This is a genomic window from Loigolactobacillus backii, from assembly GCF_001663675.1.
Lineage (GTDB): Bacteria > Bacillota > Bacilli > Lactobacillales > Lactobacillaceae > Loigolactobacillus > Loigolactobacillus backii.
Map to the genome: position 1 here is coordinate 397338 of NZ_CP014873.1, position 21758 is coordinate 419095.

Genomic DNA, 21758 nt, shown 5'->3' on the forward strand with positions numbered 1-21758 from the left:
ATTAGCCTAAATAGACGAATTACCTTTGAAAAAGGTGATTTGACTGTTGTAGCTAACCGCAGGAATCTGCTTTTTCAAGCACGTTTACACTAAGTTGGTCAGGTAAATACTAGTAACGGTATTTCCCAAATATAAACTAAGTTGTTAGCGCGCAACTATAAAACAAAAAACGTCCCGTAAGTTAACTTTTGCTAACTTACGGGACGTTTACACGCGGTACCACCCATTTTAATGATTAAAAATCATTCACTTAATTGAGTTTAACGGCTCACCGTGGTGACTTTTCGCCACCAAGCTCAGCACTGGATTCACCCAAAGTATTGACTAGCTCACATTAACCGCTAGCTTTCTGAACAATTCTTTGACCTACTAGATGCCTCATTGCAGATATCCCTTTTAATATAACATATAAAGGCCAGTTGTCAACGGACTACGCATTCATATAAGAAACAACATTGTCAATGTAAGCATTAACTGTTGTATCAATTTCATTATCGTAAGCATTCATTAATGTCTGCAATTGTGCAATCACTAGTTGAGATAACTTCAAAGTCAACTTTGATTCTGCATCAATTAGCAACGCTTGATCAAGGTGAATTAGTGCTTGTTTCGCGGTCGCTTTTATCTCTAAATCGGCACGTTTAAAAGTTGCCCGCTGCCCATCCTTGGTCTCAACGGCGTAACGATCACCTACAAGTGGTACAAACTTCAGACCTTGTGCGACCACGGTGCTATATTTTTCTTCATCAACGAATTCCATGTGTTGTGTCCTCCATTAGCATTAACTTAAAATATAAGAACCTGACAAAAACTAATAAACTTTAAAAATAACGTTCTAAAAGTCAGTTTTTGTCTAGCGTTTTTTCATGTAACCTTGATATATTTTAGTCATTTTTAATTGAAACGCAACCGTTTTAAACAAAGAAAATAAACTGTAATCTTTTCGTCATCTAACGACGTGTGCGTTATAAGAAATACCAATGGCTATAGGTTTTTATCCATATCAAAAGTCAGCCGCGATAATCCGACACCTTGCGTAATTAATGTGCTAATCAATACTTGAGTTCGCTTAGTCATGTCCGCAACCAGCGCGTAATTTTGTTGGGTTAAAAATTCCGTCACTTGGCTTGCCGGTTGTTTATCCACCTGAGCATCTGTCCCGGCCATCAACGTGTGTTGCTGTTGTCGTGCATCCTTCAAATAATCCAAATCGGCCTGAATAAAAGCACTGTGATGACTTTCAACTAACATGGATAGCGTCCGGTAAAGCCAGTATGCACTAGTACTGCCATACGTCAGCGTCATTGGCGTTGTGGAATAACTAGGATCAGTATCATTAGCGTTGGCATAAAATGGGACGTACGGACTAAACGCCGGAACACCAAAAGACAACCAATACACGGCAGCACAAGATTCTGGAACGTGATTTCGAATTTGTAATACGTGTGAATTTTGAGTCCGTGATAGCGAAATTGCCCGGTAGCGCACTTTATCAGCGTGACTGCCTTGGCCCAGCGGATCAAATTGCGTTTCATTATAGTGTGAACTCAAAATATATTCTACATCCTCGAGGCTGATTCGGTGGCTTGGATAGCAAATAAATGGCAAGTCCACACTTTCCGGATCCTGTTCAATTTCTGGATTCAAATAACGCTGGGCAAACCAAACACGTGGCGTATTGTAATGGTGGTCTTTTTTAGTGTTCGTTCCAAAAATATGCCGAAAATTCCAACCTAACGAATCGGGATTCAAATGATGTTCAGTTACAAAATTCTGAATACCATCAGCCCAAAGAAAATTCCCGGTATCCTTAAAATCTACTTGCTGAATTGCAACTTGATTAGCGGTAACCGCATAGGCATCATCCGGAATTCGTTGTGCTAACCATAAATGACCAGTCACAATCTCCATGTACCAAACATCATTTTTATCACTAAACAAGACACTGTTACCAGCATTAGACCCATACTGTTTAATTAGCTTTCCTAAATACAAAACGCCATCCCGGGCACTGTCAATGTAAGGCAAGACCAGCGTTTCCAGTGAATCTTCACCCAACCCCCCGTCTACTAGCGGGTCAAAAGCAAGCGTGCGCTCATTACCATAGGTGCTTTCGGTAGCACTCATTGCAACGTTTTTTTCATTAATACCACTTTCATCATTAACGCCTTCTTTTTCGGCTTGGGGGTCAGCATCAGGCGTTGCTTGATACCGATAGCCCTTTTCTGGTAGCGGGGCCGTAAAGCCATTTAACTCCGATTTTAACGTTACCCCCTTGCGACCTTGAACTGCTGGGTGCATATAAAAACGTTTTGGATGGACCGCCAAGTAGCGATCTTCATTACGGGCAATCATTGTTGAACCATCAAGACTTGCCTTTTTACCAACCAAAACAGAAGTACACATTGTTGAAACTTTTGCCATAAAAATAAGCCCTCTTCATTAAAAAGTATTAAATGCATTTTACTACGTTTAGCCTAAAATAACGAGGGAGTGGAACAAAGGTCGTTTCTGGCACACGCTATAGAATAATGTTCGGAAACAATAAGGGGCCAGGACTTTTGTCCCAGCCTCGCTTACTATTTTTGATCATCACTCTAGAATGTGCTTAAAAAACAATCTTCTATTTAACCTGTAATTTTTCAATATCAATAACGCGATCAATCCATCCTTCATAAAAACCAGGTTCATGGGTCACCAGCAAAACGCTGCCTTCAAAATTCTGTAAAGACTGGCTCAATGCATCCTTTGTCTGCTCGTCCAAATGATTCGTCGGTTCATCAAGAATTAAGAGATTAGCTGGGAAAATTGTCAAAATGCATAATTTAACCTTGGTTTGTTCACCACCACTAAGCATTTTAATCGGTTTATCAACATTGTCCCGCTCAATTCCTGCACGTGCTAATGACTGCCGCACTTTTTTCTGGGTTAACTTCGGCGCCGCCGCCTGAACAATCTGTAGCGGTGTTTGTTGATTATTATTCCAAAGCAATTCCTGTTTAAAATAACCAACCTTGGTTGTGGCCGAAAACCAATAATCACCACTTAGTTTAGGAATAATTCCCAGTAACGTTTTAATCAAAGTTGACTTACCGATCCCATTAAAACCAGTAATGGCAACTTTTTCTGGTTGCGTAATCGAAAAATTAAATGGTGTTAATAGCGGTTTTTCGTAACCAACCACTAAATCAGAAACGTCTAGCAGCATCCGGACGGCACTAAGCTGATACGGAAAATTAAAATGAGATGCCATTAAATTACCTGGTGGCGTTAAAATATCCATATGTGCTAACTGTTTCTCCCGGCTTTTGGCGATTGTCGAACGACTGCCAGCCTTGTTTTTACGAATATAAGCCTTCGTCTTTTCGATTTTCTTTTGCTGCGTTGCGTAAGCCTTTAAATAAGTTTCTTTATTAGCCTCTTTTTGACGGCGAGCCTGATTTAGCGTTCCCCGGTATTTTGTGATCTTACCAAATTCAATATCACAAATACAATTAGTGATCTGACCTAGAAAATCGTAATCATGGGAAATTACAATGAAGGCCCCGGCAAAATTATTCAAATAATTAATCAGCCATTCAATATGGTTTGTGTCTAAATAGTTAGTTGGCTCATCTAATAGGAGAACATCTGGTTGTTCCAGTAATAATTTAGCCAAAATAACTTTAGAGCGCTGACCGCCTGATAGTTCACTACTATTACGGTCCAACCCAATTGCATCAATTCCAAGTCCCGAAGCAACTTGATTAATCGTGGTCTCGATATCATAGAAGTTTTTGGCCTCCAGAATTTCTTGATTATGTCCGGCCTTTTCCAATAAATCATCATCCGGGTTTTCTGCATAGTCCGCGTAGATTTGCTCATTCTGTTTATTTAAAGCGTACAACTCACTAAAAGCACTTTTTAAAAATTCAAAAATTGTCTGCTGCTCAGCCAAACTCACGTACTGATCCAAATAACCAATTTTAATGTGTTTTTTCCAAGTGATTTTACCGCTATCAGGTAGAATTTGCCCGGTAATAATCTTAATTAAAGTACTTTTACCGACACCGTTTTGTCCAATAATACCCATATGGTCTTCTTGATTAAGGGCAAACCCAGTGTCATCATATAATGTTTTATCTAGAAACTGTTGTTGTAAATTTTCAACTGTTAACACACTCATATTGGCTCACCTCATTTCAAAAATAACCCTGACCTATTTTATTTCACAATGTTAAAAGATTAGCACACTACAAAATGCCGGTCAAACAAAGGATTCCATGAAAAATAAACTCAATATCGATTTCAATAAAATTGATTTGGATAGATTATTTTGTCATCAATCTGTTAAAATAGCCCAAATTTCCTAAAATAGTCCCGTAATTTTGTGATAAAACGCTGTTTTTCACAAAAAATTGGAATTAATTTCACACTTTGTTCTATTCTATTGTAATATTGGCACCTTATATAAGACCGCCACAGCAAAAACAGGCCGTTTAAAGTATCTTATTTATGACGTTAAATTACAAGCATGTAACAATATTTCATAAATACGTTTTTTTGTAATCTTGTTGGCATTTAATTGACACACTGGCCACCTATAATAGCCTTTGTTGGTTGATAAGTTACTTATCGACATTGAAACAGAATATTTAATAATCCCAATTTAGGAGTGATCTTTATTTTATTGAACAAACGTGCAAAAATGATCTTGTTAACAACTGCTGGTGCAACTGGTTTATTGGTTGGTGGCGTTCAGGCCGCTAATGCCGCTACAGTTACTGCTAAAGCAGGCGATACTGTATCAGGGTTAGCTAAACAATATGGTTCAACTGTTGATGCTATCGAAAAAGCTAACAACATTAATTCTTATACACATTTGATCTTTGCTGGTCAAAGTTACAACGTACCTGATAGTGCCTCACAACAGGCTGCTACAACACAGCAAAATACTGCTGCACAACAAAGTACAACGGCTCAAGCAACACAGCAAAGTACGACTACTCAAGCTGCTAGCCAACAAACACAAAACCAACAAGTTGCCCAAGTTCAGCAACAAGCAACACAGGCCCAAGCCCAACAAGCTGCTCCAGCACAACAAACGCAGACACAGCAAACAACTAGTTCTGTTTCTGGTTCAGATGCTTCGGCTAAAGCGTGGATTGCTAACAAAGAATCTGGCGGTAGCTACTCTGCCCAAAACGGCCAATACGTTGGTAAGTACCAATTAAGCTCTTCATACTTAGGTGGCGACTACTCAGCTGCTAACCAAGAACGTGTTGCTAACAACTATGTTACTTCCCGTTATGGTTCATGGACTGGTGCCCAAGCCTTCTGGCAAGCAAACGGTTGGTACTAAGCCTTTAAATTTGTAATTGATGGCACTCACTGCGGTGGGTGCTTTTTTGTGTCCTGTTTATAAAAAGGCTAAATAACAATGGCCGCTTATTACTGATCATGATTACAAAGCAAAAAAAGAGCGGATGTGCTATGCTATTTTTAGAAGAAAAGCGCTGACATCTCTTTAACAGCGCTTTGGAGTGACCCCACTTTACCCGTGCAAAAATTTTGGCACAATAAAGTACAGTAACTATTGTGATTGGCTTTTTACATAATCTTTAGTTGCTACTGGTATCCTCCAAAAATAACTATTTAAATACAGGAGGTTCATTATGAGTAATACACAAAAATTACCTTTACGCAAAGATATTCCGGTTGAATTAACTTGGGATTTAACCACCGTTTACCCGACCGATGACGACTGGGAAGCTGCTTACAAGGATGTTCAAACATTGACTACGACAGTTGAAAAATTGAGTGGTACTTTAGCGGCCAACGCACGCGACCTGAGTACTGGTCTGGAACAAATTTTTGATCTCTACCGTAAATTAGAAAAAGTTTATGTTTACGCTAGTTTAAAAACCAACCAGGATAATAATGATCCAACCTATCAGGCAATGTCACAACGTGCAGGTGCGTTGGTGGCCAAAGTCTCCGCCCAAACCGCCTTTGTCGAACCAGAAATTCTGGCCATTCCTGAAGATAAACTGACTAGTTACATTGACGAAAATAGTAACCTTCAAGTTTATAAGCACTACTTAACACAACTCACGGCTGCACGCGACCACACCCTATCGACTAACGAGGAAAGTTTGCTTGCCGGTGCCAGTGATGTCTTTGATGGTTCATCACAAACATTTAACGTTTTAAATGACGTTGATTTACCATTCCCCACCGTTAAGGATGCTCAGGGTAACGATGTTCAGCTCTCCCAAGGTGTTTATGGTACATTAATCGAATCAACCGACCAGGCTGTCCGGCAAAATGCTTTTAAACAACTATACAAGGTTTACAATCAATTTCGGAATACGTTGGCTTCAACGCTTATCACGAATGTTAAAATGCATAATTTTCGTGCTCAGGCCCACCATTATCCAAGTGCCCGTGCCGCCGCAATGGCGGGTAACCACATTCCCGAAAGCGTCTATACAACTTTAGTTGATGTTGTTAAAAAACACTTACCTCTTTTACATCGCTACGTTGCATTACGTAAAAAAACGCTAAAGCTCAAACAGGTCCATATGTACGATATGTACACTCCTTTAACTGGTGAACCGACTTTAACTTATACTTACAAAGAGGCCCAGCAGGAAGTCTTAAAGGCTGTCAAAGTCTTGGGCCGTGATTATACTAGTGTTGTTGAGGAGGCTTATGAAAAGCGCTGGATTGACGTTGTTGAGAATAAAGGTAAGACTAGTGGTGCCTACTCTTCTGGTATGTATGATACCAACCCATACATTTTGTTGAACTGGCAAAACAATCTGAATAGCCTATATACTTTGATTCACGAAATGGGCCATTCAGTTCATAGTTATTACACGCATCACAATCAACCCTATGTATACGGTGACTACGCTATTTTTGTTGCCGAAATTGCGTCCACGACTAATGAAAATTTACTGACTGATTACCTATTAAAAACCCAAACTGATCCAAAGGTACGAGCTTATGTTTTAAACTACTACCTCGATGGCTTTAAAGGCACAATTTTCCGGCAGACTCAATTTGCTGAATTCGAACAATTTATCCATACTCAGGATGCTAACGGAATTGCGCTGACGGCCGAAAGTATGTCGGATTACTACGGTAAATTAAACAAGGCATACTACGGTCCTGATACTGCAGACGATCCAGAGATTGCTTTAGAATGGTCACGAATTCCCCATTTTTATTTAAATTATTACGTTTACCAATACGCTACTGGTTTTGCCGCAGCGACTACCTTGGCGGATAAAATTGTTAATGGAAAACGACCAGAACGCGATGCTTACATTAACTACCTTAAATCTGGTAGTTCGGCCTACCCAATTGAAATTATGCAGGCCGCTGGTGTCGACATGACTAAAGCTGATTACCTCGAAAAGGCCTTTACTGTTTTTGAAGAACGCCTAACTGAACTAGAAAAATTACTAGCTGACTAAAAGTTAGCGTGTATCCAAATGATTACTTACTATTTCATAACGAAGAGAGGGAGTTGGATAAACGTCACTTTTGGGGTTCAGCCGACCCAGACTTTTAGCACATATTCTAGAGTAATATTCGGAAATAGCAAAAAAAGCTAGGACACTTGTCCCAGCTTTTTTGCTGGCCAGAATTATTCCTAGCGAAAAGCGATGACAAAAACGTAACCTAGGCCAGATCAAATTTCATTAAGCTAGGACTTTGGACTGAATTAGCCTTTTCTTTAGAAAATATTTAACCTTATCAGTTATCCTTAAGACGCAGATAACCAAAACGTTATCACTAAAAAATTGAAGAGGTCAATTATGTTAATTCAAAAACACAAAATGCCAATAAAATGGTGGCTAGGCTTAACGGTGAGCTTCTTATTACTTGCCATTTTAGTTAAATTCCAGCTTCTCACTGGACTTGACGAACTACTAATTAAGGGAGTTCAAGCCAACACCTCGGCTACGAAAGATTTTTTCTTTAAACTAATCACCATTTTGGCACAACCAACACTTGATCTATTCTACGCCGCACTAATCGCCGGATTCCTCTGGTTTCATCGCCATACTAGTGAAGCCATCTGGGTTATCTTAACTATTTTTGGTGGCGACGCAATTGCCAGTGTGGTCAAAAAACTAGTTGCACGCCAGCGGCCAGCAATTAAAATAATCCTACCCGAAAATGGCTACAGCTTTCCTAGTGGGCACGTTTTAGGAACTACGATTATCCTTTTATTTATTTGCGTTTTTTGGATCAATCACTTAAAAAACAAGTGGCAGCAGTCACTTTGTTACATTGTTGGCGTACTTTTATTATTATTAGTTAGTTATTCCCGTGTTTACCTTGGCGCTCACTATCCCAGTGACGTACTTGGTGCAATACTATTGGCGCTAATTTGGGGTGAAGCGGCACTTTGGCTTTACCAACATTACTTCCTCCGCCTTCAGAAGAAGGTAGTTCGGCCGCGCCACGCAAAATATTAACGAGTGGCGTACTTAGATTTTAAGCCACAATCTAAAATGATTACTGGCTACGCTAACCTTACTGCTCAGTCCGTTTAACAAGGCCAATCACAATAATTTTTTTAACACGTTTACGTTGATCAAAAAGGACTTTCCAAACTTTAGTGAAAAAGGATCTTCATACTGTTCTTTAGTTTTCCGGACAAACAATCGGCAAAACAACTTAAAAAGGAGGAATAGCACCAAATTTAAATTCAGCACTATTCTTCCCTTTATATTTACGCTATCAATCGTCATTTATTTGTCACAAAGCCCCGAAAAGATTGCAATTCAGCCTGAATATGGCAAATAAATTAATGCCTTGTATCATTTCGTTTACAAAGCCACTTTTAGCTAGTATTCGTATTCTGAATTACCTACAATTAAAATAATTAAGTAAATAAAATCGTAATACTGAACTTTTATTTTTGGTAGATTAAACTTTATTAAGGAGTGATTACTATTTTTGGTAAGCGTGAAACACAACGAACTGTAACCGCTGGTATTAAAACCGAATTACCACGTTATTTCACCAATTATATTTGGAATTATTTTGATCTGTTACAGTCGCAAGAATTACGTTTGGCCGTCATTTTAAGCGTTGAGATTCAAAAAGATGGCCGACACTGCGAAATTTATTTTACCCAAAAGGCGCCTTATCTAGATGATCACTTCTCAATCGAGTTAATTGATGCCGCAACTATCTTACCTAATTTAGTTTTAATTGAACAAGAACGCTACTATCAACGAATGCTTCTTCCTGAAGAAGCAAGTTAACCTTTTAAGCTTGATTAACGCCACGCAGAACTGCAATTGCGGGCGTATCTGCCGGTAGTTCATCCGCCGGCAATACATAGACTTGACCACCTAAGGCCAAGGTAGCAACGCTTAAATCATTTAATAAATTATTTGCCTTAGCTGCCGGACTCCTTAAATCAAGATTTTGCTTTAGATCCATAATTCCTGGCACAGTGGCATCTTTGGCAACAAACAATGTCGCCACGCCACCTTCAGTCGTCCGTGAAATTATATCGCTTAAATCATCAAGGTACTTTTTTGCTGAACGGGCCTGATCAACCTGAGTCGCTAGGATAGTCATTACATCCTGACTCAACTTTTGGTTAATACCGAGCACCAGTTGATTAATCACACCTTGATCCAGTTTTGCGGGAAGCTTAGTCACCGTTGTATCTTTTAACAGATAATTATTCTTGCTAATTTTACGAAAAATACTCTGATTCTCCGTCGTGGCCATTAAAACCAGCCGGTGTTGTTGCGCCTTGGAATAATTCTTATAAATAAAATTATCGACGATCTGAAAATACTTTTGGTGATCATTTTCTTGAGTTCGTGTTTTTAAATCTTGTCCGTGAACACCACCGTTACCACCAGAACTAGTCCAACGCATTTTGCCGCTGGTTAGTTCAGTCCCCAACGCCTGTTCACTCGTTTTAGGTGCTTCATTTGGTAGATCCACTTTTTGGGCCAGACCGTCTTGAACCCGCCAAAGATCCATTTCCGTTCGACTTAGTTTTAACAAATCATAATCTAAATTAAATTGATCGTTCTCAATAACTGGCAAAAGATAAAGATTATCACCTACATGAACAACATTAGCAACAGTGATGTTCAAAGGATAAACCAAAATTTGTTCGCTTCCAGCAATAATGGCAACACTTTTCGCACCATTATTACCCAGCGCACGTGTTTGTAAAACCGTCTCAAATTCAGCCTGATACGTTGTCCAATTTTTTTCTGGATAACGGGTCTTAAAATTTGCTTTGGCCTGCTGGATTAACCCCCGAAAACGACCTTTATCACCATCTATCCCACTTTCATAGGGTGAGACTGCCATAAAAATTGATACGTAAGGGCCTTGTTCGCCCTGAGCTTGCATTAATTGTGCTAAATCTCGCTGTAATGTTGCCATAATAATCCCTCCAAGAATCAAAATCTTAGTAGTAAAGGTAAAAAAATAGGCAGAAAGCGTTTTCTAATTCACTTTCAGTCCCATCTTAGCACCCAATCACTCTTTATTCAAAGGAACTTAATCGGCTGTTTAAATACATGGTACGGCAAAAAATAATTTGGCTAGCTAAAGTGAACCCCCAAGATTGGACAGAAAAAATCCAATCTTGGGGGTTTCGTTATGAGTAAATTTAATTTCGATTTTAAAGTTAAAGTTGTCACCGAGTATTTAAGTGGTCAGGCAGCATTTTCACTAGCGAGAAAGTATGAAATTGGTAACCGTACTACCATTTCAATCTGGGTTCAGCGATTTGAAAGGTTTGGTATTAAGGGACTTCAGCCAAAAGCTAGGGACTTAGAATACACTAGTCAGTTCAAAGTTGATGTATTAAACTGGAAGAAACAAAATCAGGCTTCACTTCCAGTAACCGCCTTACACTTTAATTTATCTTCGCCAAGTACGATTTGGCAATGGGAAAAGAGATTTGAGGCATTAGGAATTGAGGGGCTTGAGCGAAAGCGGGGCAACTCAAAAAACATGGTAAAACACAAGAATAAGAACGTTAAACCAGTTGTCCAAAAGGACAGCTTAACGACGAAAGAGACCTTAAAGCAACTTCAAAAAGAGAATCAAATGTTGAAGATTGAGAATGAATACTTAAAAAAATTAGAGGCCTTAGCTCAGAAAAAATCAGCACAAAGGAAATCTCAGAAATAGCGACTGAGTTGAGGCAAATATTCCAAGTATCGGTCAAATTGATTCTTAAAGTAATTAAAATACCGCGTAGCACGTATTACTACACTCGAAATCATAAGGAACGTACCTTCAATGATGATCAAGTTATTCAGGCAATTGATGAAATTCGTCAACACGATTCAAAATATACAAAGAAGTACGGGTACCGTCGAACGACAAGTGCCTTGCATGATTTAGGATTTCAGATAAATCACAAGCGAGTCTTACGCATTATGCAGGAACACGACTGGTTATGTCACGCCTTTAATCGACAAACTCGTAAATACAACTCGTATAAAGGATTAGTTGGTAGGGTTGCCCCTAATCGCTTGAAGCGCCGCTTTAAAACCGACAGGCCCTATCAGAAACTTGTAGCAGACGTCAGTGAATTTCGATATGGATCCATGGAAATGAAAGAACGCGTGTATTTGGAACCGGTACTAGATCTATTCTCTGGAGAAATTTTAGCATTTAATATTAGTGAACATCCGACAGTGGAATTCGCCATTAGACCACTTAAAGAAGCTTTGGAAGGACTTCCAGCACTAAAATATCGGACAACTGTTCATACTGACCAAGGTTTTCAGTATCAACATCACCAATGGCGAACGCTGTTAAAAGAGCATCGTGCATTTCAAAGTATGTCTCGTAAAGCGACTTGCCTTGATAACGCTGTAATGGAATCATTCTTTCATATTATGAAAGCAGAAATGATGGATGAACATTTTGAAGATAAAACTAGCCTAATTCAAGCAATGACAGATTGGATAGGCTTCTATAACAATCGTCGTATTAAGACAAAATTAAACGGCAAGTCCCCGGTAAAATACCGAGAACTCGCCGTTCAAAAAGCAGCTTAATAATTTGTCCAATTTTAAGGGTTCACTTCAAGCGCGCGTCTTTTTTAATTTCCAAAATTTCGTAGTATTGGATTCTTCCGGTTAAATAAACCTTTAACTATTCCTGATCCCAAACACAAAAAAAGCCTGGACAACTTGTCCAGGTCTGCGTGAATTTAAATGAACGTTATTGGCCGTCCTCCAACTGTAAGCGATGATCTTCAAACCACGTTTCCCATGGCTCAATTGGTGTTCCGTTTGCCAAATAGCTTTGATCAAGCTTAGTCATCAAACGAGAAAAATGTTCGCCGACGCGCTGTGTTAGGTAAGCCATTAGGTCTTTTTTATCGAAACGCGCACCACTCATCAAAATTTTATTAATTGCCGGAATATCGCCTTCACTTTGACTGGCCTCAAATACTTCAAGGTTATTCCAGCGAAATTGATCAATGTAAGCCGACATAAAATCCTGAATAGCGGTTTGTTTGGCCTGATCGCTTAAGGTTGTAAACTTTATACCTTCATCTGTCATCACACACACCTCTTTTCTGTCACTACTAAGTCTATTATAGTCCCGCCGGCACCAGATTGGACAAACTATTTCAAAGTTCATCTTTTAGCGGCCGTTTTCCAATTTTTTTAACCCAAATTTTAGTAACCGGATTACTGTATTCTCGCAGGGAGTGAGCCAAAAGTCGTCTTTGGGTTTACTGCGAAGCGTAGGGCCAACCCAATAACCGTAGTTAGGCACGTGAACCCAGACTTTTGGCCCACGTTCTAGAATAATGATCGGAAACAGTAAGAGGCTAGGACAAAAAGTCCTAGCCTCTTACTTAGAATTAAAACCTAGCTTAATTAATACTGCTCACCAATAAGCCAAAGGTAGCAATCAACTGAATTATACTTCTACTTTTTGAATCCAGCCTTCTGGCGCTTCTACATTACCAAACTGGATACCAGTTAACGTATCGTATAATTTTTTCGTAACTGGTCCAACTTCAGTTTCAGAATAGAAGACGTGCTTGTCATCACCGTTAGTAATACTTCCGATTGGTGAAATAACGGCCGCCGTTCCACAGGCTCCAGCTTCCTTAAACTGATCAAACTGATCAATGAAGACGTCGCCTTCTTTAGTACCTAAGCCCAAACGCTCTTTTGCCAAGTAGAGCAAGGAGTATTTAGTAACTGAAGGCAAGATTGAAGGCGATTTTGGTGTCAAGAATACGTTATCCTTTGTAATACCAAAGAAGTTTGCTGAACCAACTTCTTCGACTTTACGGTGTGAAACTGGATCAAGGTAGATACAATCACTGTAGCCATTCTCGTGAGCGTACTGGCCTGGGAACAAACTAGCAGCATAGTTACCACCAACTTTGTTAGCACCAGTACCTTTATGTGCGGCACGGTCATATTCAGAAGTGATGAAGGCCGTTGGTGTTAAACCACCCTTAAAGTAGTTCCCAACTGGCATCGCGAAAATTGAGAAAATGTATTCTTCTGCTGGATGAACACCAATGTTACCACCAACACCAACCATATAAGGACGCAAGTACAAAGTTGCACCGTTACCGTATGGTGGCACAAAGTCTTTATTTGCGACAACCGTTTGTTTAACAGCGTCGACAAATTTATCAACTGGATATTCGGGCATTAAAAGGCGTTCACATGAATGTGTCATTCGTTTAGCATTCTGTTCTGGACGGAATAAATTAACTTCACCATCTTTTGTCCGGTAAGCCTTTAAACCTTCAAAAACACCTTGACCGTAATGTAAAATGGTTGAACCTTCATTGATATGCAAATCTGGATCATCCGTTAAGCCTTCATTTTGCCACTTACCATCCTTATAATACGCACGAAAACGATAAGGTAAATTCATGTAGGTGAACCCTAAATTATTAAAATCAACATCTGCTGCACTAACTGACATATGTAAAACTCCCTTCAATAAATACTAAATTAAAAAATCAATGGTTTTTGTAAGCTAATTTTAATGTATAGTTTAGTAATAACTTTGGTTTTTGTCAAACTCAATCTTAGCTATTCTTGTTTAATTATGCGTTAACATTACTGCTATAGTCACATAATATCTAATATTTTAAATTTTATAATGTTTTTCATTTTATTTTGAATAAGATAGTTATTAAATGTACTAATTAGTAAATTAATTTTTGGCTAGTTTAATTTATCATTTACTTTAATCTAATTCTAATATAGAATTAGCGCTAATTAAACTAATTCACACTAACTAAAGGAAGTCTTTCAAATGAAAAAAGTTATCGCTACTAGCACTGCCCCAGCCGCGCTTGGCCCTTATTCACAAGCCGTTCTTGTTGATCAAACACTTTATGCTTCTGGTCAAATTGGCCTAAAACCAGAAACCGGCAGTTTAAATGGCGCGGATGTTACTAGCCAGACTAAACAAATCATGGCCAATATGGGCGCTGTTTTGACTGCAGCCGGTATGAATTACGCTGACGTGGTTAAAACAACTATTTTTCTGACCAACGTTGCCGATTTTACGGTTGTCAATGATCTATACGCAACCTACTTTACTGACGCTAAATTTCTACCAGCACGCTCAACCGTCCAAGTCGCAGCCTTACCTGATGACGCACTCATTGAAATTGAATACACTGCTACTAAATAGGAGTGTTTGAAAAAGCGGTTAGATTCTGAGGATTAGCCTAAGTAGGCGCTTTGGCCGTGCAACGGCCGAAGTGACTGCTGTAGCTAACCGCAGGAATCTGCTTTTTCAAACACGTTCACACCAAATTAATCAGATAAATACTAATAAGGACATTTTCCGACCTAGATTCTGAGGATTACTGACGTTGTCGATCGGACTAGGATGAACCGAAGTCCGAATCGCAGCCTAAACAGACGAATTAACTTTGAAAAAGGTGATTTGGCTGTTGTAGCTACTATTCCGCAACTGAGAATTATTAGCTAAGTACGCTAATAATTTTGATGCTTCATACGTTGTCCATTCAACTAAGGCGAAAACCGCCAAGTTGAAACATGGCAACCGCAGGAAGCTGCTTTTTCAAACACGCACACTAATTAGTTAGGAAAATCCTAATAAAGGTATTTCCTAAACACGAACTAATTTCTACAATTAAGGTTAACAATTTTCAAACGCGCTCTTAGAATAATTTTCAGAAATACCCCACTTTTTCTATGTAGGGTACACAGCCACACGTTCTTTGCCAAGTTTTAGTGTTTGAATCGGTTCGCGGTAAAATTTTGATAAGGTTGCTTCATTTAAAAGTTCTTGCCGACTACCTTTTTCGACAATCTCCCCATTTCGTAGTAAGAGCAGATTTTTAAAGCACGGTAATAACTCTTCTGTATAGTGTGAAACGAATAGTAACGCTGGGCTGTTCGGTTCGGCCGCAATTAATGCCACCCGTTGCAATAGTTGTTCCCGGGCAAATAAATCTAGACCATTACATGGTTCATCTAAAATTAGTAATTCCGGTTTTGCCATTAAGGCACGGGCTATCAATACTAGTTGGCGTTCACCTTGTGATAAGACACGGTAAGGCTTACCAATTAGACGTTTGCCACCCAAACGATTTAAAATCGTCTTGGCCTGATCCATTTCGGCCTCGGTATAGTGTTCGTAAACGCCAATACTGGCAAATTTTCCTGACAAAACAATACTTTCCACTAAATCACCTGGATGTAACCAATCCTGCAGGGCAGTACTTACCCAACCAATTTTTCGTTTTAATTCTGGAATTGAGGTATGTCCAAAAACACCACCAAGAACCTTTAGTTGCCCGCTAGTTGGCCAGATATCGCCGTGGATTAGTTTTAATAAAGTCGTCTTTCCCGCACCATTTAATCCTAGAATTGCCCAATTCTGTTTTTCATGAATTGTCCAGTCAATGTGTTTCAAGATAATATGGTCACCGCGTTCTAATGAAACATCCTTAAACGAAAGGATCTCGCCCATTAGGCCACCTCCTTTTGAGGTTCAACATAGTGTTGTTATTAAACCAACATGGTGTACAACATTTGATTGTCCTTTAAGTTAATGTAATGTGGGTCGAACATTGTTAGTCGATCCAACAAATCCGGTAATGTCGTTTTATCGCCTAATCGAACTCCAATTAGAACTGGCCCTTTACCGCGGTTAACTTTCTTTGTGTACTCAAATTTTGTAATATCGTCATCTGGTCCCAGAATTTCGTTAACAAATTCGCGCAAGGCTCCTGGTCGTTGAGGAAAATCAACGACAAAATAATGCTGGTAGCCTTCGAAGATTAAGGAGCGTTCCTCAATTTCCTGCATTCGGTTAATGTCGTTATTTCCACCGCTAATCACACAAACAACCGTTTTTCCGCGAACCTCATCTTGATACTGTTCCAAGGCAGAAACGCTTAAGGCTCCAGCCGGCTCAGCAACAATTGCCTCTTTGCTATATAAATCTAAAATAGTACTGCAAACTTGGCCCTCTGGCACAGCCAGCATATCATCAACGTAGGCCTTAACGTTAGCGTAGGTTAATTCGCCAACCGTACGAACGGCCGCGCCATCAACAAATTTCTCTAGTTCATTTAACGTTACTGGGTGGCCCACTTCCAAAGCCTTGGTCATTGACGCCGCACCTGCTGGTTCAACGCCAACAACTCGGGTTCGGGGACTAACTGCTTTAATGTAAGCCGCAGTCCCACTTAACAAACCGCCACCACCGACAGCGGCAAGAAAATAATCAACATTAACGTTTTGCTGCTCCGCATCGGCAAGTACTTCAACGGCCAAGGTTCCTTGACCGGCCATCGTTCGCTTATCATTAAATGGTGCAATAAAGGTCTGCTGCTTTTCCTGACAAAATTTTTCTGCCGCTTCAGCTGAAGCATCAAAAGTATCTCCGACCAACTTAATCGTTACGTCATCGCCACCAAAAAAGGCAACTTGGCTAACTTTTTGTTGTGGTGTCGTAGTTGGCATAAAAATCGTTGCTGGTACTTTCATATTATGACAAGTCCAAGCAACCCCTTGAGCATGGTTACCGGCGCTGGCACAGACAACTCCTTTTTCCCGTTCAGCTGCCGGTGTAGCGTGAATTGCGTAGTAGGCGCCACGGATTTTGAACGAACGTACGGCCTGTAAATCTTCACGTTTAAGGTAAACTTGACAATGATACTTCTGGGATAAATAGACATCATACTGTAACGGTGTGTGCCGAATAATTGGTGCCAACACCTCGTTTGCCTTTTCTACATCCTCTTTTGTCAATAAAGCTTGATCTGTCTTCGTTTTTAAATCCATTTTGCCACCATCCTTTCGTTCAAATTAAAAAGGAGTTGACTGAATAAAGGGTAAATTCCAAATCCAGAATCTACCTATTGAATGTGAGTTTAACAATCATTCCGCAACCATTTTTTAGTTAGGGAATGAACGTTTACTCGCCTTCAAGGCTTTATTTCAATCTCGTCCTTTCCGCTAGAGCTCACTTACCTACTTATCATAAAAGATCTTTTAGTTACTGTATTTATCAGCTTCCTTAACGAATGGCATCCGGGCACGTAGCTCTTCACCAACTTGGGATAATTGTGAATTCTCAGAACGTTCGCGTAATCTGTACAATTCTGGGAAACCGGCGCGGTAATCAGCCATAAAGTCTTTAGCAAACTTACCGTTTTGGATTTCTTTAAGAGCATCCTTCATAGCCTGCTTTGATTCTTTGCCGATGACTTTTGGTCCGACAACGTATGAACCATATTCAGATGTATTTGAACAATCACGATACATCTTATTGAAGCCACCTTCATAAATCAGGTCACAGATTAACTTCATTTCGTGTTCAACTTCAAAATAGGCCAATTGTGGTGAATAACCGGCTTCAGTTAAAACTTCAAAACCAGTTTCGATCAATGAAGTAACCCCGCCCATTAAGACATTTTGTTCACCGAATAAATCTTCATCGGTTTCTTCTTTGAAGGTTGTTTTCAAAAGTCCAGCACGAGCGGCGCCGTTAGCCTTAGCAAATTCTTTAGCCTTATCTTCGGCGTGTCCAGAAGCATCTTGGTAGTAACCATAAAGTGCGGGAACACCAAAACCTTCCATATATGTACGACGGCATAAGTTACCTGGTCCTTTAGGCGCCATGATAACAACGTCAACGTCTGCAGGTGGTACAATTTCTTTATAATAAACGTTAAAGCCATGTGAGAAACCAAGTGTGTTACCGGCCTCAAGGTAGGGCGCAACCTCTTCCTTATAAACGTCCGACATGACTTCATCAGGTGTTAGCATCTGAACCCAGTCGGCCTTTTTAGCGGCTTCGGCAACTGAATAAGTTGGAAAACCATCCTTTTTAGCCTTATCAAATGATTTACCTTGCCGAACACCTACAATAACGTCGACACCAGAATCCCGTAAGTTGTTTGCTTGGGCGTGACCTTGTGAGCCATAGCCCATAAATGCAACCGTTTGGCCAGCCATGTAATTCGTTGTAACGTCTTTGTCGTATAACATTTCTACTGTCATATAAAAAACCTCCATTTTTCTTGTCAATTCAGTAACCAAACCAATCTATTTATAACAAATTTCACTTTTCTTCCTATTATATAGATAAAAAGAAAAGGAAATGTGATACCACTTTTAACCAGATTTTTTGGGGATTAATCAGAAGTGCTTTCTGCCCGGGGAAAACCTGCAACCCCTGTTCGAACTAATTTTAAAATACCATATGGTTTCACTACGCGAAGCAATGCCGCAACCTTAGAACGTGTCCCCGTGATTTGCACCACCACGTCTACTGATGAAACATCCACAATAGCAGCCCGAAATGGTTGAATCATTGCCAGTAACTCCGCCCGCTTTTCAGGTAGTGCACTGATCTTGATTAAAACCAATTCTCGTTCAATGTGCGGAACATCGGTGATATCTTTAACTTCAAAAACATCAACTTGTTTCTCTAATTGGCGAAGTAACTGCGTACTGGCGGCCTTATCGGCTAAATAAACGGCCATTGTTACTCGTGAAACGGCCGGATCAACTACTGGACTAATTGAAATACTATCAATGTTGACCTGGCGACGATTAAGCGCACCAGTAAAACGATTTAAAACCCCTGGATTATTAGTCATCATACAAGTAAGTACCCGCCGCATTTACTTCACCCCAATCATTTGATCGTTAGATTTCCCTGGCGCAATCATCGGGAAAACTTGTTCTAGTGCTGGAATATCGGCCTCAATCAGCATTGCGTGTGGCGAACTAAAGGCTCGTTCTAACTCGGCCGCTACTGTTACTGGCGAAGTTACCTTTAAATGACGAAGTCCGTACGCGGCAGCAAGCTTCATGAAATCCGGTTGGTGATCAAAGACCGTTTGGGAACGGCGTTTTTCGTAAAATAAATCTTGCCATTGACGAACCATTCCAAGCGTCCCGTTGTTTAACAAAATAACTTTAACGTTGAGATCGTAAGCTGCTAAAACATCTAATTCTTCACTAGTCATCTGTAGCCCCCCATCGCCCACGAATAAGACAACGGTTTTATCTGGAGTGGCAAAGGCAGCACCAATCGCGGCTGGTAAACCAAAACCCATTGTTCCTAAACCACCACTAGTAATTAATTGTTGTGGTCGGCTAAAGGGGTAAAACTGGGCGGTCCACATTTGATGTTGCCCAACGTCGGTCACCACCGTAGCATCACCTTTGGTTAAACGACCAACTAATTCAATCACTCGTTGGGGTTTTAATTCAGTACTACTTTCTTGATAACTGTAGGGATGAGCGGCCTTTCTTTGCTTTAAAAGTTGTAGCCAAGTTTGATCGTGCGCTGGCTTCATTGGTTGTGCCAGGCAGTACTCTAAGGCCACCTTTGCATCGGCCACAATCGGATAATCCGCCGCAATCACTTTACCAAGTTCGGCCGGGTCAATATCAATGTGCGCAATCTTAGCATTTGGTGCAAACTGTTTTGGCGCCGTTGCTAAGCGATCATCAAACCGAGCACCAATACATAGAAGAAAATCACATTCGGTGAGTGCCATATTAGCGGTATAAGTGCCATGCATGCCACCCATTCCTAAAAATAGTGGTTCATCAGTTGGCATATCACCTAATCCTAATAAACTAGCAACAACTGGCAACTGAAAATCTTTACTGAATTTTCGCAATTCGGTACTCGCTTGGGCGGCCCCAATACCACCACCGGCAAGGATGACTGGTTTACTTGCTTGCCGTAAAGCAAGTAGCATTTCGTCCATTGCAGCTTGATCCAATGGCCGCTTTGCCTGATAACTGGTTAAATGAACTTGATCATCGGTAAGCTCCGTTACTTGTTCTTGTGTAACACTCTTGGGAAGGTCAACAACGACTGGCCCTTTCCGCCCAGTTGTTGCTACGCGAAACGCCTCAGCAACAATTCGGGGTAAATCGGCAACACGCCGTACTTGATAATTATTTTTGGTAACGGGCGCCGTCATACTCAGTACATCTGCTTCTTGAAAGGCATCCGTTCCAATGGCACCAACTCCAACTTGGCCAGTAAAGACAACAATTGGCGTTGAATCTGACATTGCGTTAGCTAGGCCAGTCATTGCGTTAGTTGCACCTGGTCCGCTAGTAACAAAGACAACGCCTGGTTTTCCGGTTACTTTCGCATAACCTTCAGCCGCATGAACTGCGCCCTGCTCGTGTCGAACCAAGATATTTTGAAATTTCATTTGGTACAACGCATCGTAAAGTGGAAGAACAGCCCCACCAGGATAACCAAACAACAGATTAACATTTTGCTTTTTCAAAGCCGTAAGTAAAACTGTCGCGCCAGTTTGTTGTTGAACATTGCTCTGTGTTTCTTTTTCTAACATCCACTCACCTCCTAAAACAATTGATTAAAATTCTATTAGAAATTATGTTATTCACTATACATTAGTTTTTGTGGTTGTCAACACCTTTTTAAAATAATTTTTAACTCATTTGGGAAAAATAAAAAGCGCCCGCCAAGATATTTAAAATCTTGAAGGACGCTTATTTGCGTGTTACCACCTCTATTCATAGCACCATTACTGGTACTACCTCTTCACGTGCAGCAATAAAAATAATTGCGATACGCTAGCGGGATAATGGTGGCAGCCAATAAACTTACTTAAATTTCGGTTCATCACTCGGGGAGGATTTTCTTAAGACGTCTGCTTGTTTCCTTTCACCTACTGAAACTCGCTTTAAGGCAGAACATCGAAATACTCTTTCCCGTCAACATGATTATTTATGGTGCTGAAATAAATCAACACATTTGCTTGGTTATTAATATACTTGTAGTAATCATGAATGTCAATTACTTTTTTACTTATTTTTGTTTTTGTTTATTCTTGCAGGTAGTTAAAAGGTCATACAGATCTATGTCCTTTCAAATACATTCGTGCTAAATCAGTCAAAATGGTTACTAGTACAATTTAGTTCCAGGTATTCGCTAATACTTTAGAAGTAATGGTCGTAATCCTTTTCGTAACCACAAATACTACAGTACTTAGTTGCCGGGGTTAGCGCGCCACAGTTAACGCAAAAACTTGTTGTGATATTAACCTGCCCTTGAATGGTGAAAAGCTGTTTACCACAATTACTACAGTAGACACCAGTTGGAACTTTCTGTTCACAGTGGGTACAAGTAACTAATTCAAATGCTGTTTTCATATTTTTAACCTCCTAGCGCGAACTTCGCGCACTCGAAACGTGCATGGCTGTAATCTTTTTGTAAGTTTA

The 21758-nt window shown here is 40.1% G+C and carries 19 protein-coding genes and 2 other annotated features; of the genes, 7 read left to right on the top strand and 12 right to left on the bottom strand.

All coding sequences use genetic code 11. The annotated features are described in order from the left end of the window. Positions 1-196: 196 nt before the first annotated feature. Positions 197-391, bottom strand: a binding site (T-box leader). 39 nt (positions 392-430) lie between these two features. The 3 genes from AYR53_RS01620 to AYR53_RS01630 form a co-directional block, all read right to left on the bottom strand. Continuing rightward, positions 431-760 carry a hypothetical protein gene (locus AYR53_RS01620; protein WP_068226158.1) on the bottom strand — a complete coding sequence of 110 codons (330 nt, stop codon included), beginning with the start codon at positions 758-760 and terminating at the stop codon, positions 431-433. Between the two features lie 224 nt (positions 761-984). Beyond that, entirely contained in the window at positions 985-2424 is a 1440-nt protein-coding gene (locus AYR53_RS01625; RefSeq protein ID WP_068226157.1) for a C69 family dipeptidase, read from the bottom strand. 199 nt (positions 2425-2623) lie between these two features. Beyond that, a complete protein-coding gene (locus AYR53_RS01630; RefSeq protein WP_068226156.1) occupies positions 2624-4165 on the bottom strand; it encodes an ABC-F family ATP-binding cassette domain-containing protein in 1542 nt (513 codons plus the stop codon). 522 nt (positions 4166-4687) lie between these two features. Here AYR53_RS01630 and apf point away from each other — a divergent pair. The 4 genes from apf to AYR53_RS01650 all read left to right on the top strand — a co-directional run bounded on the left by apf (position 4688) and on the right by AYR53_RS01650 (position 9269). After that, complete coding sequence (gene apf / locus AYR53_RS01635; RefSeq protein WP_068226298.1) at positions 4688-5341, top strand: aggregation-promoting factor; 654 nt, start codon at positions 4688-4690, stop codon at positions 5339-5341. Positions 5342-5654: 313 nt separating this feature from the next. Further along, positions 5655-7463 (top strand): oligoendopeptidase F, encoded by a 1809-nt coding sequence (gene pepF / locus AYR53_RS01640; RefSeq protein ID WP_068226155.1) that lies wholly within the window; start codon positions 5655-5657, stop codon positions 7461-7463. Between the two features lie 345 nt (positions 7464-7808). Further along, entirely contained in the window at positions 7809-8474 is a 666-nt protein-coding gene (locus AYR53_RS01645; RefSeq protein ID WP_068226154.1) for a phosphatase PAP2 family protein, read from the top strand. A gap of 471 nt (positions 8475-8945) precedes the next feature. Next, positions 8946-9269 carry a DUF960 family protein gene (locus tag AYR53_RS01650; RefSeq protein WP_068226152.1) on the top strand — a complete coding sequence of 108 codons (324 nt, stop codon included), beginning with the start codon at positions 8946-8948 and terminating at the stop codon, positions 9267-9269. A 4-nt stretch (positions 9270-9273) separates the two neighbouring features. On the opposite strand, the gene AYR53_RS01655 is transcribed toward AYR53_RS01650, so the two are convergent. Beyond that, positions 9274-10422 carry a baeRF6 domain-containing protein gene (locus AYR53_RS01655; protein WP_068279687.1) on the bottom strand — a complete coding sequence of 383 codons (1149 nt, stop codon included), beginning with the start codon at positions 10420-10422 and terminating at the stop codon, positions 9274-9276. Positions 10423-10641: 219 nt separating this feature from the next. Here AYR53_RS01655 and AYR53_RS13740 point away from each other — a divergent pair, with 219 nt between their 5' ends. Beyond that, positions 10642-11178: a helix-turn-helix domain-containing protein gene (locus AYR53_RS13740; protein ID WP_068224266.1), complete on the top strand. Its 537-nt coding sequence runs from the start codon at positions 10642-10644 to the stop codon at positions 11176-11178. After that, on the top strand, positions 11175-12056 hold the full coding sequence (locus tag AYR53_RS13745; RefSeq protein WP_075168886.1) for an IS3 family transposase: 882 nt from the start codon (positions 11175-11177) through the stop codon (positions 12054-12056). Before AYR53_RS13740 ends, AYR53_RS13745 begins: the two co-directional genes overlap by 4 nt. 166 nt (positions 12057-12222) lie before the next feature. Here the strand turns inward: AYR53_RS13745 and AYR53_RS01670 are convergent, their stop codons facing one another. Further along, positions 12223-12567, bottom strand: coding sequence for a hypothetical protein (locus AYR53_RS01670; protein WP_068226150.1), 345 nt, complete (start codon positions 12565-12567; stop codon positions 12223-12225). A gap of 366 nt (positions 12568-12933) precedes the next feature. Further along, positions 12934-13965: a branched-chain amino acid aminotransferase gene (locus AYR53_RS01675; RefSeq protein ID WP_068226149.1), complete on the bottom strand. Its 1032-nt coding sequence runs from the start codon at positions 13963-13965 to the stop codon at positions 12934-12936. A 336-nt stretch (positions 13966-14301) separates the two neighbouring features. On the opposite strand from AYR53_RS01675, the gene AYR53_RS01680 reads away from it, so the two are divergent. Continuing rightward, on the top strand, positions 14302-14685 hold the full coding sequence (locus tag AYR53_RS01680; protein ID WP_068226148.1) for a Rid family detoxifying hydrolase: 384 nt from the start codon (positions 14302-14304) through the stop codon (positions 14683-14685). Between the two features lie 528 nt (positions 14686-15213). On the opposite strand, the gene AYR53_RS01685 is transcribed toward AYR53_RS01680, so the two are convergent. The 6 genes from AYR53_RS01685 to AYR53_RS01710 all read right to left on the bottom strand — a co-directional run bounded on the left by AYR53_RS01685 (position 15214) and on the right by AYR53_RS01710 (position 21689). Then, positions 15214-15996, bottom strand: coding sequence for an ABC transporter ATP-binding protein (locus AYR53_RS01685; protein WP_068226147.1), 783 nt, complete (start codon positions 15994-15996; stop codon positions 15214-15216). 38 nt (positions 15997-16034) lie between these two features. Beyond that, positions 16035-17315 (bottom strand): threonine ammonia-lyase IlvA, encoded by a 1281-nt coding sequence (gene ilvA / locus AYR53_RS01690; RefSeq protein WP_068279682.1) that lies wholly within the window; start codon positions 17313-17315, stop codon positions 16035-16037. A gap of 210 nt (positions 17316-17525) precedes the next feature. Further along, entirely contained in the window at positions 17526-18563 is a 1038-nt protein-coding gene (gene ilvC, locus AYR53_RS01695) for a ketol-acid reductoisomerase (protein WP_318531621.1), read from the bottom strand. 107 nt (positions 18564-18670) lie between these two features. After that, complete coding sequence (gene ilvN, locus AYR53_RS01700) at positions 18671-19162, bottom strand: acetolactate synthase small subunit (protein ID WP_068226144.1); 492 nt, start codon at positions 19160-19162, stop codon at positions 18671-18673. Beyond that, a complete protein-coding gene (gene ilvB, locus AYR53_RS01705; RefSeq protein ID WP_068279676.1) occupies positions 19163-20866 on the bottom strand; it encodes a biosynthetic-type acetolactate synthase large subunit in 1704 nt (567 codons plus the stop codon). 149 nt (positions 20867-21015) lie between these two features. Beyond that, positions 21016-21264: a binding site (T-box leader), on the bottom strand. Positions 21265-21476: 212 nt separating this feature from the next. Then, entirely contained in the window at positions 21477-21689 is a 213-nt protein-coding gene (locus AYR53_RS01710) for a hypothetical protein (RefSeq protein ID WP_068226142.1), read from the bottom strand. Positions 21690-21758 lie beyond the last annotated feature (69 nt).